This is a genomic window from Enterococcus sp. DIV0691, assembly GCF_051711145.1.
GTDB lineage: Bacteria > Bacillota > Bacilli > Lactobacillales > Enterococcaceae > Enterococcus_B > Enterococcus_B hirae.
The window spans coordinates 1338082-1353395 of record NZ_JBIOLY010000001.1 but is presented as its reverse complement, the minus strand read 5'-3'; the positions used below and the strand labels follow the sequence as shown (position 1 = coordinate 1353395).

General features: G+C 37.4%; 14 protein-coding genes. 4 read left to right on the top strand and 10 right to left on the bottom strand.

From position 1 onward, the window contains the following. Positions 1-35: 35 nt before the first annotated feature. Positions 36-683, top strand: a complete 648-nt coding sequence (gene recU / locus IGJ11_RS06085) for a Holliday junction resolvase RecU (protein ID WP_010737514.1) — start codon at positions 36-38, stop codon at positions 681-683. Then, positions 673-3054 (top strand): PBP1A family penicillin-binding protein, encoded by a 2382-nt coding sequence (locus IGJ11_RS06080; RefSeq protein WP_010719246.1) that lies wholly within the window; start codon positions 673-675, stop codon positions 3052-3054. The genes recU and IGJ11_RS06080 overlap by 11 nt, the downstream gene beginning before the upstream one ends. 24 nt (positions 3055-3078) lie before the next feature. Here the strand turns inward: IGJ11_RS06080 and nth are convergent, their stop codons facing one another. From nth to IGJ11_RS06030, 10 genes are all read right to left on the bottom strand, one after another. Beyond that, a complete protein-coding gene (nth, locus tag IGJ11_RS06075) occupies positions 3079-3762 on the bottom strand; it encodes an endonuclease III (protein ID WP_251849770.1) in 684 nt (227 codons plus the stop codon). A 1-nt stretch (position 3763) separates the two neighbouring features. Beyond that, positions 3764-4465 carry a DnaD domain protein gene (locus IGJ11_RS06070; protein ID WP_010737511.1) on the bottom strand — a complete coding sequence of 234 codons (702 nt, stop codon included), beginning with the start codon at positions 4463-4465 and terminating at the stop codon, positions 3764-3766. 227 nt (positions 4466-4692) lie between these two features. Then, the gene (locus IGJ11_RS06065) at positions 4693-4980 is read right to left on the bottom strand and encodes a DUF5960 family protein (protein ID WP_014834686.1); all 288 of its coding nucleotides are present in this window, start codon (positions 4978-4980) and stop codon (positions 4693-4695) included. Between the two features lie 314 nt (positions 4981-5294). Beyond that, entirely contained in the window at positions 5295-6551 is a 1257-nt protein-coding gene (locus IGJ11_RS06060) for a hypothetical protein (protein WP_207432258.1), read from the bottom strand. 214 nt (positions 6552-6765) lie between these two features. Beyond that, positions 6766-8118, bottom strand: coding sequence for an NADH oxidase (locus IGJ11_RS06055; protein ID WP_010737508.1), 1353 nt, complete (start codon positions 8116-8118; stop codon positions 6766-6768). Positions 8119-8404: 286 nt separating this feature from the next. Then, the gene (locus tag IGJ11_RS06050) at positions 8405-8845 is read right to left on the bottom strand and encodes a Fur family transcriptional regulator (protein WP_010719254.1); all 441 of its coding nucleotides are present in this window, start codon (positions 8843-8845) and stop codon (positions 8405-8407) included. A 164-nt stretch (positions 8846-9009) separates the two neighbouring features. Beyond that, positions 9010-9936, bottom strand: a complete 927-nt coding sequence (gene cysK, locus IGJ11_RS06045) for a cysteine synthase A (protein WP_010719255.1) — start codon at positions 9934-9936, stop codon at positions 9010-9012. Between the two features lie 136 nt (positions 9937-10072). Then, a complete protein-coding gene (locus IGJ11_RS06040) occupies positions 10073-10936 on the bottom strand; it encodes a glucosaminidase domain-containing protein (RefSeq protein ID WP_063627063.1) in 864 nt (287 codons plus the stop codon). Between the two features lie 274 nt (positions 10937-11210). Beyond that, positions 11211-13205 carry a transketolase gene (gene tkt / locus IGJ11_RS06035; protein WP_010737506.1) on the bottom strand — a complete coding sequence of 665 codons (1995 nt, stop codon included), beginning with the start codon at positions 13203-13205 and terminating at the stop codon, positions 11211-11213. Between the two features lie 98 nt (positions 13206-13303). Then, the gene (locus tag IGJ11_RS06030; RefSeq protein WP_010719258.1) at positions 13304-13558 is read right to left on the bottom strand and encodes a DUF896 family protein; all 255 of its coding nucleotides are present in this window, start codon (positions 13556-13558) and stop codon (positions 13304-13306) included. Positions 13559-13706: 148 nt separating this feature from the next. Here IGJ11_RS06030 and lexA point away from each other — a divergent pair, with 148 nt between their 5' ends. Both lexA and IGJ11_RS06020 read left to right on the top strand, forming a co-directional pair. Then, positions 13707-14330, top strand: a complete 624-nt coding sequence (gene lexA, locus IGJ11_RS06025; RefSeq protein ID WP_010719259.1) for a transcriptional repressor LexA — start codon at positions 13707-13709, stop codon at positions 14328-14330. A 506-nt stretch (positions 14331-14836) separates the two neighbouring features. Continuing rightward, positions 14837-15055 (top strand): hypothetical protein, encoded by a 219-nt coding sequence (locus tag IGJ11_RS06020; protein WP_010719260.1) that lies wholly within the window; start codon positions 14837-14839, stop codon positions 15053-15055. Positions 15056-15314 lie beyond the last annotated feature (259 nt).

Sequence of the window (15314 nt, the reverse complement as noted above, 5' to 3'; positions counted from 1 at the left end):
TTTTTGCTATAATGTTGGCTAGGAGTGTGATTAAAATGGTTTTACGCTATCCAAACGGCCAACCCTATCATAAGAATGCCTCTTTAAAGGAAAAAGTTCAAGAAAAAAGAGAATCAGCCATTGAATTTGGCAATCGAGGGATGCGTTTTGAAGAAGCAATTAACGAAAGTAACCAGTATTACTTAGCGCACCAAGTAGCTGTTATCCATAAAAAACCAACCCCCATTCAAATTGTTAAAGTAGATTATCCTCGACGTAGCGCCGCTGTTATTAAGGAAGCTTATTTCTCACAGGCCTCCACAACAGATTATAACGGTGTATATCGAGGTTTCTATTTGGATTTTGAAGCGAAAGAAACAAAGAATAAGACATCTTTTCCCTTCAAAAATTTCCATGCGCATCAAATTGACCATATGGAAGCTTGTCTAAAGCAACAAGGAATTTGTTTTGTCCTATTATGGTTTTCTACGTTGAAGCGTTGCTTTTATTTAGATAGTACTTATCTGATCGATTATTGGCATGCGCAAAAGGATCAGGGGAAAAAGTCGCTTCCGCTTTCATTGATCGAAAAAATAGGGATCGAGATCCAAACAGGTTTTTCGCCACGTATCCCTTATCTAAAAGCGGTAGATCAATACTTATCAACATTAACTATCGAAGGAGATCGCAAGAATGGCAAATGAGCAAACAAGAACTTCCAGACGAAACAGTCCCTCTTCTTCTAAAAAGACGAGTCAAACAAGAAATAAAACTTCTGGCAAAGGTTCCGGGCATAAGAAGCGTGGGCTTTTCATCCGTATCATCTTGATTTTATTTTCTTTGATTTGTATCGCTTTCCTAGCCGGTGTCGGATTATTTTGGTTTTATGCAAAAGATGCTCCAAAATTAACGGACACTGCATTAGATGCGACTGTTTCTTCTAAACTTTACACACAAAATGGCGAATTATTTGAAGATTTAGGAGCAGAAAAAAGAGAAAAGATTACCGCAAACGAATTGCCGAAAACGTTAGAAAACGCCATCGTTTCTGTTGAAGATCGTCGTTTCTATAAACATATCGGGATCGACCCAGTTCGGATCGTCGGCTCTGCACTTTCTAACTTTACTTCTGGCGGACTTCAAGGTGGTAGTACATTGACCCAACAGTTGATTAAGCTCTCCTACTTCTCTACCAACGCTTCAGATCAAACCTTGAAACGAAAAGCACAAGAAGCTTGGTTAGCTGTAAAATTAGAACAACAAAAATCAAAACAAGAAATATTGACTTACTATGTGAACAAAGTCTATATGTCCAACGGATTATACGGAATGGAAACGGCAGCAGAAAATTATTTTGGTAAAAGATTACCAGAACTTTCATTACCACAGACTGCTTTGTTAGCTGGAATGCCACAAGCGCCTTCTGCCTATGACCCATACCAATATCCAGAACAAGCCAAAAAACGGCGAGATACTGTTTTATATACCATGTTACAAAACAAGAAAATCTCTCAATCAGAATATGATGCTGCAGTGAATACACCAATCGATGATGGTCTTCAAGAGATGAAAAAAGAAGATGATAATTCAAAAATCGTTGATAATTATGTCAAAGAAGTCATCAATGAAGTTCAAGAAAAAACGGATAAAAATGTATTTACTGATGGATTGGATATCTATACTAACTTAGATCTAGATGCACAAAAACATCTTTATGATATTGTCAACACTGATGACTATGTCAACTATCCTGATGATGAAATGCAAGTTGCTTCTACGTTGATCGATGTCAATACTGGTCAAGTAAAAGCGCAAATTGGCGGTCGCCATATTGCAGAAGATGTCACACTAGGTATGAACTTAGCTGTTAATACTTCTCGTGACTTCGGTTCGACGATGAAACCAGTCACAGATTATGGCCCAGCTTTTGAATATCTAAAATACTCTACAGGAAAAACGATCAGTGATGCTCCTTATAACTATGAAGGAACCTCAACACCAGTAGGCAACTGGGATAACCGCTTTATGGGGACGATCACCTTAAGACAAGCCTTGTATCTTTCCAGGAACGTTCCAGCTGTCAAATTGTTCAATGAAGTCGGCGCAGATAAAGTCAGCACCTTTTTAAAAGATCTTGGAATTGAATATAGTACGATCCATCAATCAAATGCGATTTCAAGTAACACAGAAAAACAAGACGGCACAAAATATGGCGCTTCTTCCTTAAAAATGGCGGCTGCCTATGCTGCTTTCGCTAATGGAGGAACGTATTATAAACCACAATATGTCAATAAGATCGTCTTCCAAGACGGCACAGAAGAAACGTTCGATCCCGATGGTAATACAGCTATGTCTCCAGAAACAGCCTATATGGTCACAGATATTTTAAAAGATACATTAACAAAAGGAACTGGGACGAATGCGTTGATTCCTGGATTATACCAAGCTGGGAAAACCGGGACTTCCAACTATACGGATGATGAGTACGCAAAATTAGGAACTTCTAGCGGTGTGTATCCTGATATTTTATTTGCTGGTTATACACCAAACTACGCCATCTCAGTATGGACCGGTTATAACAACAAAATGACACCTGTCACCTCCGCTTCGTCTCATGTTGCTTCTGATGTTTATCGAGAATTAATGAAATATGTATCATCCAGCGTCACAAATAGCGATTGGCAAATGCCTAGCGGACTGGTAAGATCTGGCGGTGAATTATACTTTACCGATCAACTCAAGAAAACACCAAGTACGACGATCCCTTCAACAACGGTGCCATCTTCATCAGTGACACTGGTACCTGAAAGTTCGACACCGGTATCTTCTTCTTCGGAATCGACAGAAACTTCAACAACTGAGTCATCTGCCGAATCTTCGACATCGGTAGATAGTTCAAGTGAAAAAAATGATTCAAGTAGTTCAGCTGAAACGCCAGAAAATAGCAGCAGTAGTCAAAGCTCTTCATCTTCGGCAACTCCTGAGTCATCCACGACACCACCAGCGCAAACACCTCCGGAGAACAATGCACAGTCCGGACAGTCCTCTAGTCGTTCAACGTCTTCTGGCACATAACAAAAAAGGAAGTTGAGAAAAACCTCAACTTCCTTTTTTTATCTTTTGTTTTACGTTCAATGTTTTTTCTTTCATTCTGTTTTTTCCATCTTGACACATGTCTAACAAGGGGCAAACTTCACACCGTGGACTTCTTGCCGTGCAATGATAACGACCAAAAAATATTAAAGTGTGGTGAGTCTTGACCCATAATTCTTTTGGTACTTTGCGCATCAGCGTTTCTTCTACTTCCAACACCGAGGCATTCAACTTACAAATCCTTAAACGTTTTGTTACTCTCTCGACATGAGTATCCACAGCAATTGCTGGTATACCAAAAGCATCACCTAAAACGACATTCGCTGTCTTTCGTCCAACTCCTGGAAGAGAAATCAATTCTTTTCTAGTTTGAGGAACTTGACCTGAAAAGCGATTCATCAATTGTTGGGCACATGCTTTGATATTTTTTGCTTTATTGCGGTAAAGACCAATCGTTTTGATCTTAGGGATAATGTCATCAATCGGAGCCGCAGCCAGCTTTTCAGGAGTTGGAAAAGCTTCAAAAAGAGCTGGGGTCGCTTTATTAACTGAGACATCGGTTGCTTGAGCACTGAGTATGACAGCAATCAACAGTTCATAAGGGTTTCGATGTTTTAATTCACCATGTGCTTCTGGGAACATGTCGTACATTTTTGTCAAGGCTTCCATTGTTTTTTGTTTACTTAACATATTATTCCTCCAGCCAATTTTTCAACGTAACTTTTGGCAAGGCTTCTGGTTGTGCGTTAGTGGTTTCCACTTCTTTTTGTAACATTTGTTGTTTTCGTCTTTTTTGATCTTCTTCTACTTGTTGCTTCGTCTTTAAATTTTTACGTTCCCAAGACAACAAGATTCGATCCACATAGTTAAAACTATACGCTTGATTCAAAACAGCCTCACGTAAAGCAAGTTTCAGAATTTCCGGTTGATAATGATCTTCTTCTAACCATTGACCGATCCGTTGAAATTCGATGGCTGACAATGGGCGACCAAATTCCTGTTCAAATAACTGATAAACAGACTGCACCATTTTTTCTTGACTTAAATCAGCTTGTTTTTGATTTTGACTTTCCAAAAAATTCCCTAAAATTTCATATATAGGATATAGATTGTAACGATCAGCTTGCTTACCATCAATTGTTGCTGTTTCAATTTTAATAAACCCATTACTGATCAAGTGATTTAAAATTTGATAGATACGCTCTTGTTTGACACCCATATCCAACGCAATCGAGTGTAAATCTGGGAAAAAGTCTCCTTCGAGTTGCGCCCTTTGCAATTGCAAAATAAATAAAAACTCTTCTGCTTGTAATCCGATACGATGATAATTTTTTAACAACAAGTTCGATATCGTTGTTTGACCCGCTTTTAAATAATTTTCTAAGTTCAACATGATTTTTCCCTCACTTCAAATCCAGTATACGGAAAAAGCTTGTTCGAGGCAAGGTAGCTTTCCTTTACTTCTATATGTTTTTTATTTTTTGTTTCACTTTTTCACTTTTCGGAATAAATATAATATTCGCTCTATCAAAGAGCATCTGCCGTCGCAAAAAAAGCCAGGTCTCCCAATCATCATTCGATTGAAAAACCTGAACTTTTTTTAAATGATTAGAGAACTGCTTATTTATCTTCTTCCGTTTGCAAGACGTAAGGTTCTCCTTCATAAGTATACTCCGTATTGATTGTTCCGTCGTTTTCATCTGAATAAACGCGACGACTGAATGGGAAACGATGGGAATTGCCATCTTTCGCTACTTCCCCACTCATTAGATAATAATCCTCTTGTGTTTCATTCAATTGGTTGATTACTTGATCAGCTAATTGATCGACATTGATCGTTTCATCTTTTGCTTCTTTTTTATAATCATCCAGAAATGCTGCTTGTTGTACAAAATATTCTTTTTCCATTATTTGATTGCTCCTTCGTTATCGTTTGACATGATTTTCATCATCCTATATTTATTTTGTCAGAAAACGAATTGAAAGACAACTTATAGCTTTTATGTCTAAGAATTAAAAGAATACTTTATCTCAAAATAATATTAAATTTTGTCTACTTTGTTATCTATGTGCTTATTTAGACCTAAATTTTTTCAAACTACTTCCTCACTTATCCCCTTACAAACCTAGGCATATTAAAAAGACGCTATTTTTTAAATATAGAAAACAGTAATTTTTCAAATTATTTCATTCAATTGATAGACTTGACTATCTATATACTTTCACTTGGATTTGACATCCATTTTACTGTAATAATCAATACAATCGTTTTTTTTGTTATTGCTGACGCTCAGATTTTTATCATCTGATGTCAGTTGTTTTCTTGTATGTAATTCATTTTTCACACTAGCATTTATACTAGCATTTCTTGTTAAATGATGAAGATTCTTACGGATATTTTCTTCATCAAGTATTCCTTTTAAAATCTCCTCCAAGTTTGGTAATTGCCTTTTTGACGAGGTGAACACCTTAAAATTATCAAACGATTGACTTTTTTTGAAAGTAAGCGGCGAACTTGAGTCGTTGATTATACTATTGGTAAAACTTGCTGTAAATTCTCCCTGAGAGTATTCCAAAAAATAATAGGGGTTTTCAGCAATTCTTTTTTCTCGTTGTTCTTTAAGCTCTAAATAAACGTTATATAGATGAGTCAACGCACTGACTTGTTTTTTATTAAATCTCGCTTCTTTTATAAAAGCTTCAAGTAACATCTTACGATTATCTCTGGTATTTCCTACCTTTGGCTTAATTGTTCTACTTTTTAATTCTACTGGTAGTTTTTTTAACCCAGTAGCTATTGTCTCTTGAAAAATAGATTTCTGACTGTTGTAGAGAACGACTCTAAAAGTCCCAAAAAGTTCTTTAACCGTACAATTTGCCATTCCATTATATCCCCTCATACTAAGGTTGAGGTATGTAGGGTCTATTTTTTCTTCGCCTAATTGCTGAATAACTTTTGCTGTATTGCAACGACTATCTTTGTGATGTTCAAATTTTGTCTGGAAAATGATTTTACTTAAAGTACTTAATTTTTCTGGAAGAATCGTTGTGAATACACCTGATGGACGATCACTGTTCGTATCTTCCAATTTATCAATCATCGCTACTAAATAATGTCCTTCTTTTCTATAAAGGATTAATCCAAATACATGATCCTGAATTTTTTTAGTGATATATGCTGGAAAAATTATAAAATCTGTTGGATCATCTTTTTTCATGTTTTCCATCATTTGCTGTAACTCTTTGGGATTTTTCATTTCATAAAATTTAATCGTTCTTTTCAAGGAATCAATGATTGCTGGTTTTTTCTCTCGGTCAATCAATGCTTCCTGTTCATCATTTTCAAGCATTTTAATAAAAGTTGAGAATAACAATTGATAATTTTTTTTTCCTTCTTCACCGACTGCTTTAAAATCTCCTGCATCAGCCAACCCATAAGCTAGTGCCAACAACATATAAGATCGTTCAAACAAGTTCATAACATCACTCCTGATTAGAATAGTTGAATTTTATCATATAAAAAAGAAACAAAAGAATCTCTTTTTCTTATCTTTAGAAAAAAAGATTCTTTTGTTTCGATAATACCCGTTGATACCTTTACGTAAAAAAAGAGAGACTGGGACAAAAGTTGTCTCAGTCTCTTCTAGTATCTCTAAAAAACGAATAAACAATGTTCAACCATTCGCTGATTGCTTATTGCGCAGTTTCGATTTCGCCCAATGCAGCTTGTGCCAATAGGTTCAAGTAGTTCCATGGACGGTCAAAATGAGGTTGGAAGAAGAAATCAGATAGCGCTAGATCTTCAACGGTCATTTTATTTTGAACAGCCAGTGACATCGTATTTGCTGATTGAGTGATATCATATTTCGACATGAATTGGGCACCGACAATGCGGTTTGTCCCTTTTTCATAAACCAATTCCATCATCACTTTTTCATTTGTTGGCATGAATTCTGGACGATAATTGTCTTCAAAGACCGTTGCTTGGACTTCTAAATTATTCATAGGTGCGCTCTCTTTTGTCACCCCTGTTGAACCAATCGTCCAACCAAATAGGTAAAGTCCAGACGTTCCTTGCGTTCCACGATACGCCATTTTATGTTCAGTCAAGTTATTTCCTACTAACAATCCTTGACGAACTGCGTTAGTTGCCAAAGGAATATAATTTTGGGTACCACTTGGGTTATAACTTACTACAGCAGAATCCCCTGCAGCAAAGATATCTGGATCACTTGTTTGCATGTATTCATTAACTTTGATGGCTCCATTAGGTAACGTATCAACTTTTCCATCAACTAATGTCGTATTTGGTCTAAAACCAACACATAAGATGACCATGTCCGCGTCAAAAGTTTCTTTAGCAGTTGCTACTTGTTTCACTTTACCTTCTTCATCCGCAATAAACTCAGAAACATTTTCACCTAATGCTAGAGTAACTCCACGGTCGACAAGTTCTTTTTCTAATACATCTGTGAATGGTTTATCAAGATATTTATTTAAAATACGATCTAAACCATCAATCAATGTAACTTGTTTACCAGATTCAACAAAAGCTTCGACTAATTCGATACCGATATAACCACCACCTACGATGACCACCCGTTTGGCATCTTCTGCTTGTGCAATAATTTCATTTGCTTGGTTATAGTTTTTACATAACAAAATATTTTTTGATTCAATTCCTTTGATTGGCGGAATGATTGGCCAAGAGCCAGTAGTCATTACCAATTTATCATAAGAAACTGTTTCAACTTCACCAGTTTTTAGATCTTTGGCTGTCACAGTTTTCTTTTCAGTATCCACGTCAGTTACATCATGTTCCATTTTTACAGTTGCACCTAAAGAATGTAGTTCTTCAGGATTAGAATAGAATAAACCGGCTGGGTCTTTTACTACACCACCCACGTATAATGCGATCCCACATGATAAAAAGGAAATATTATCATTTCGCTCGTACACAGTAACATCCGCTTCTGGGTGATTTTTTAAGATACTTTTAACAGCTGCTGTACCCGCATGCGTGCAGCCAATTACTACAACTTTCATATGTGAATCCCTCCGATTAACGATTTGTCCTTCGACAAGTTTAAATATAGCAAAAATAAAACGGATACAACAGTTTAATGCTTGTGAATTCACAAATTCAACCTTGTTGTTTTCTGTTCATTCTCCTGCGCAATTGCTGATTAATCCACGATTTACTTGTGAAAACAAAAACATATACTATAACCTTTGTGAAAGAAAGAGAAAAAAATAAAAAAAAGTCAGTGATTTGTTTATCAAACTGACTAATTTTTTATTTTTTCATATTTTTATCAATACTTTCAGCAAACTAAATCGCTTGTTCTTTTTGACACTCAGGACAGCGACCATATAATTCCAAACGATGCTCATTGATCTCAAAGTTCGTCAATCGACCAGCTGCCATTTCGATATCCGCTAAATCAGGATAATGAAAATCGACGATCTTTCCACAATTTTCGCATATCACATGATAGTGACGTTTTGAACTAAAATCGAATCGACTAGATGAATCCCCAAATTTCATCTCTTGTACAAAGCCAATTGAAGTAAACAATCTTAAATTGTTATAAACTGTTGCCACACTCATATTCGGAAAACGATCTTCCAGAGCACGATAAATTTCGTCAGCAGTTGGATGTGAATGATGTTCAATCAGATACTCTAAAACTGCATACCTCTGAGGTGTGATCCGTATATTTTCCTTTTTCAATTTTTCGATTGTTTCTTCAACTAATAGTTTATTCTCCATTTTTAACACCCCGCGTTGTTATTCTCGTCCTATCATACTATTTTTACTTTTTAAAATCTACTTTTCATGAAAAGAAATTTCAAATTAATCATAATATTGCGAAAAAAGACGCAATCAAGGAAAAAATCTCCTTAATTACGTCTAAATGTTGTGGTAAGAATTCTTTACATTTCTTGATAAAGCGCTGTTGACAAATAACGTTCTCCGTTATCTGGGACAACCGCTAAGACTTTTTTCCCTTTACCTAACACTTTTGCTTCTGCCAAAGCAGCAGCAATCGCTGCGCCTGATGAAATGCCTACTAAGATTCCTTCTTTTTTTCCAACTTCTCTAGCAGTGGCTAACGCTTGATCCCCTGTTACAGAAACTACCCGATCATAGACGCTCGTATCCAAAGTATCTGGCACAAACCCTGTCCCAATTCCTTGAATTTTATGTGGTCCTGCTTCTTTCCCTTCTAAAATCGCTGATTCGGCTGGTTCAACTCCAATGATTTCAATTGCTGGATAGACTCGCTTCAACTCTTTACCAGCACCAGAAATCGTTCCTCCAGTGCCAATCCCTGCTACAAAAGCATCTAACCCATTCACACCAAACGCCTCTTGAATCTCATGTCCAGTTGTTTTCTCATGGATAGAAGGATTGGCTGGATTTTCAAACTGAAGTGGCAAGAAGTAGTCATTTTCCGCTGCTAAACGTTTCGCTTCTTTGATTGAGCCACTGATTCCATCCTTACCTGGCGTGAGCAGTAATTCAGCACCATAACCTTTCATCAATAAGCGTCGTTCGATACTCATCGTTTCTGGCATCACGATGATCACTTTATACCCTTTAGCTACCCCAACCATGGCTAATCCGATCCCTGTATTTCCTGAAGTCGGTTCGATGATTGTGTCTCCTGGCTTAAGAAGGCCATCCCGTTCTGCTTTTTCAATCATACTTAATGCAATCCGGTCTTTTACGCTGCCACCAGGATTAAAAAATTCCAATTTCACATAAACTTCCGCTGAGTCTTCTGGAACCAAATGATTAAGCTTAACGATCGGTGTCTGACCAATCAATTCTGTAATCGAATGATAAATTTGTGTCATTTTAAGTTCCTCCTTAATATTTTCTTCTATTCAATGATAATACAACTAAGAAACTTCTGGCGAATAATTCGCCTTTTCAACGTAAAAAAACAGGAAAGCTGCGAAGAGCCTTTCCCGTTTTTATCACTTAATTTAACTAAACGTTTATTTCTTGTCCGACTAATAAGGAATAGTTAGACATCGTCATCCCATTTTTAGCCATTAAGTCATCAACTGACAAACCAAATTTCTGTGCGATATCCCATAAAGTATCGCCTGAAACCACTTTATAGGTCTGGCTACCACTTGATGAAGAGGTAGTTGACGTAGTAGTAGTCGTTGTGGTAGTACTTGTCGTCGTTGTGGTACCAGAAGAAGGCGTATCAAATCGGGTTAAATTATACGTATTAATCAATGAGTTCAATTTTGCTCCGTAACCCGGATCTGTTGCATAACGACCAGTTAGATATGCTGTCGCATCGTAAAAACTCGTGGTATTACTTTTCCAGACACCAGCATAATGATAGTCTCCAGTTGAAAAACTAGTTGAACGCAAAACGTTGGCATGATCTTGCAGAGATTCCCAATAAGAAGAATATTTACGGAAAGGTTCATTCATCGTGACCCATTGTCCATTAAGATATTCCTTTGTAGCCATATAAACGACTTGACCACTATAACTTCCTTTAACTCCGAATAAATTATAGTTTGGCGCACTTGCCAGGCTAGATGTGCCATAAGCACTTTCTAATAAAGCTTGGGCAATCATGACCGATGCATATAAATCATTGTTTGCAGCCACTTCAGAAGCTGCCCAACCGATTTGATTGATGAAAGCTTGTGGATCTGCAGTCGTTTGTGTGACCTGCTCATCTGCTCGTACATTTTGCGGTGCTGCTGTAACCATCATTGGCCCCACTAAAAGAGTTGTCCCCATCAAAGGAGCAATCGCTTTTTTATTGATCACCATGGTTCTTTTATTCTTTTGGTGTCGGGCACTGCGGGTTTTCAGCTCTTGCATTCGAATTCCTCCTCAAAAAAATAAAAAACTCTTGATAAAGTTTCCATCTTTAAACAATCTTAATTAATTAAATTATACTTTTAATTTATGGGAAACTCAAATCAATCTTTACTATTTTTCTTTTTGTAACACGAACGTAATGTTAAAGAAACATTAAGTAATATTAAACACGAATCATTATTCTAATTTTCTACTACAAAAAAAGAACATCTGAAAATAGTCTCCTTTTTTCAGATGTTCTTAAACGTTTGTCGTAAAACTTCTTTAACTCATTTTATAATTGGTTGAAAGTTGCTACAACATTTTCCACAGTGAAACCAAATTCTTCAAGAATTTTATTTCCTGGAGCAGAAGCACCAAAATGATCGATCGTGATAGTTGTTCCTTCTGTCCCAACATAGCGTTCCCAACCAAATGAAGCTGCTGCTTCAATAGCTACTCGTTTTGTTACGGCTTTTGGCAAGACGCTTTCTTTGTATTCTGCAGATTGTTTTTCAAATAAATCGAAACTTGGCATTGAAACGACTGAAACATCTTTTCCAGCTGCTGCCAATTCTTTTTGTGCTTTGACTGCTAGATCCACTTCAGAACCAGTCGCGATCAAGATACCTTCTGGTGTTTCTCCTTGAGCTGGTGATAGTACATAAGCTCCTTTTTTCACCATTTCGTCTGCCACTTCTTTCGTTGATGGCAGAACTGGAAGATTTTGACGACTTAAAACCAAGATCGTTGGTGTATCAGTCGATTCCATTGCTACTTTCCAAGCAGCGCGTGTTTCATTCCCATCGGCTGGACGAATCACGTGAACACCTGGCATACATCTTACAGACGCTAATTGTTCGATTGGCTCATGTGTTGGTCCATCTTCACCAACCGCCACTGAATCATGTGTCAACACGTAGATGACCGGTGTATTTTGAATAGCTGCTAAACGGACTGCTGGACGTAAGTAATCAACGAAAACAAAGAATGTGCCGCCATAGATACGAGTTCCGCCATGAAGCTGGATACCGTTCATCGCAGCTGCCATCGCAAACTCACGAACGCCAAACCAAATATTACGACCTTCATAATGTTCTGGAGTAAAGTCTTTGTCCGCAGTGACCATCGTATTATTCGAACCTGATAAGTCCGCTGATCCGCCCCAGAAACTTGGGATTGCTTTTGATAACTCTTGAATCACTTCTTTGCTTGAAACCCGGCTAGCTTGACTTTCGCCTACTTCATAAGAAGGTAATTCAGCATCCCAGTCAGCTGGAAGTTTTCCAGCAAACGCATCTTCAAATTGTTGAGCTAATTCTGGATAAGCATGTTTATAGTTTTCAAACATTTCTTTCCATTCATTTTCAGCTTTTTGCCCTTCTTCAACCATTGTTTGGTGGAATCTTTCAGCTACTTCTTCTGGAACTGTGAAATCAGGATACTCCCAACCATACACTCCTTTAGCCATTTTAATTCCATCATCGCCAATTGGTGCCCCATGGACAGCAGAAGTTCCTTCTTTAGGAGCTCCGTAGCCGATCACTGTTTTGACTTCGATCAATGTTGGTTTTTCAGTTTCAGCTTTTGCTTCTTCGATCGCTTGATTGATGGCTTCTAAATCATTCCCATCTTTAACCAAAATATGTTGCCAGCCATAAGCTTCATAACGAGCTCCTACATTTTCAGTGAAAGCTTTTGAAGTAGGACCATCTAATGAAATATCATTTGAATCATACAATACGATCAATTTACCTAATTTCATGTGAGCAGCCATTGAACTTGCTTCTTGCGAAACGCCTTCCATCAAGTCGCCGTCGCCACAAAGAGAATAAGTATAGTGATCTACCACTTTGAAGTTTTCTCTGTTATATGTTGCTGCCAAGTGAGCTTCTGCCATTGCCATACCTACAGCCATAGCGATTCCTTGTCCTAACGGTCCAGTTGTTGCTTCTACTCCGTCAGTATGATTGACCTCTGGATGTCCAGGTGTTTTTGAATCCCATTGACGGAATTGTTTTAAGTCATCGATTGTGACTTGATAACCTGATAAATGTAGTAAGCTGTATAACATTGCCGAACCATGTCCTGCGGATAAGACAAAACGGTCACGGTCAACCCAATTTTTTGAAGTCGTTGGGTTCACTTTCAAATGTTTCGTCCAGAGTGCATATGCCATTGGGGCTGCCCCCATTGGTAACCCTGGGTGTCCAGAATTTGCCTTTTGAACTGCTTCAATACTTAATGTACGGATCGTGTTAACGCCAAGTTGGTCGATTTTGTCGAACAAAATAACCCCTCCTATTAATTTAGGTTTTTTTTACCTTTATTTCTTACTTACTAATTTTATTAGATACGTCTAGAAAAAGCAATGTTTTTTAGTAATTATTACTGAAACTTATTTCCTCGACGATGTAAGCCTTTTTCACGTTGGATTTCTTTCAATTTTTCTGGAGTGACATCGTTACCTTCTGGATCAACGATTTTCATCCCTTCGATATGGTGTCGCATCCCAGAACGAAAAGCAGACAGATACTCTTCTCTTAACGCCAATTGTTCTTTTTCTTCGTCAGCTGTTAAGCCTTCTGTTTTCTTTTTTTGGGCCAGTTCGTTGATGCGGGTAATTTTTTCCGGTGATAACATAGCAAGTCCTCCTTTTTACTCTACTTCATATTATATAAAAATCACGAAAAAAACAACTAGTATAAAATATTTTAAATACGAACATTTGTTTGAAAGAAGTAGTTTTATGTGGTACTATTTAATTATTAATTGAAAGAAGGTGTACTCTGTGGCCCGACAAACCGAAACCAGACAAATCGAAGTCTTACGATATATCCACGAGCAAGTTTCCCAAAAAGGCTACCCACCAACTGTTCGGGAGATCGGAGAAGCGGTTCAGCTTTCTTCTACCTCCACAGTTCACGGTCATCTTGCACGATTGGAAAAAAAAGGATTTATTCAACGTGACCCTACGAAACCACGTGCAATCGAATTAACAAAACAAGGATTAGCCAAAATAGGGGTAAAACCTTCCACGATTCCAGTGCTTGGTGTGGTCACTGCAGGTGAACCGATTTTAGCAGTTGAAGATGCGTCCGATTTCTTTCCGATCCCTCCTAACCTTTCTTCTGAAGATGGAAGCTTGTTCATGTTGACGATCCGCGGAGAAAGTATGATCAATGCAGGAATTTTAGACGGAGATAATGTAATTGTCCGTAAACAAGAAACTGCCCAAAACGGGGATATCGTGATTGCAATGACCGCCGAAGATGAAGCGACTTGTAAACGATTCTATAAAGAAAAAAATCATTTTCGTTTACAACCGGAAAACGATCTTCTTGAACCGATCATTTTAGATCAAGTCTCTATTTTAGGTCGAGTCGTTGGGCTCTACCGCAGTCATATCTATTAAAGACGATTTTTTGACTAGACTTAAGTGAAGGTCTTACTCGCATACTCATTTATTTGCAGTAACTGCTATATCTATCAATAAAGACTGAAAAACCCGAGGCAAAGTGTCTCGGGTTCTTTAATGGGCATTAAGATGGATAAACGATGATTAAGTGTCCATAAACGGCCTGAGTTTTTTCTCTTGTGCTTTCCTCACTCCTTAAATAAAATGCACCGATCTCCTACTTTTTTGTCGATCTTTGTCGTATTTCCAATTCGATTTTTTTCATTTGGTACCACTACAATCGTCATTTACCTACCATGATCTGCGGCATGATTTAGATCAAATACCGCTAACTGCTTTGAATGCGGTGAATAAGCAAATGACCTGTGCTGGTTTAAAAAAATTCTGAGTATTACACACATAGATTTCGATCTTTTTTGTTCTTCCCTCTTTACAAAACGAACAAAAGTTCGTATACTAATTATACGAACTTTTGTTCGCATAAAATAATGAGGTGAGAAATCATGAAATCAATGAGACGTCTTGGCTTAGTATTAATGGTATTATTTTTAGGCATTATTATTGGTAATTTTGGTATGCGTACAGCATTGTTGATCTTTGTTCCGTTGTTTGCTTTATGGTTTATGTTGTGGGATGAAAAGAAATACCGTCAGTCTGAACGGCGTCGGATTCATGATGACACTTTTTATCCAGACTCCTATTATCGATCGAGACACTCTTGATCTTGACCCATAAAGAATCCTGAATAACGAAATAAAAAAAAACACATATGTAAGAGGCAGAAAACGGCTCATGCACAAAAAAGTAGTCGATTGTTCCCCCCCATCAAAAAACAATTGACTACTTTTACAAATACACCTGCACAAACTAAAAATAGTGAGCAAGCGTGCTTAGGATTGCTTCACAAAAAAGAGAGTGGGACAATTAGTCAGAAAAAATCTGATTAACGTCCCACTTCTTTTTACAATTATTTTTAATGTT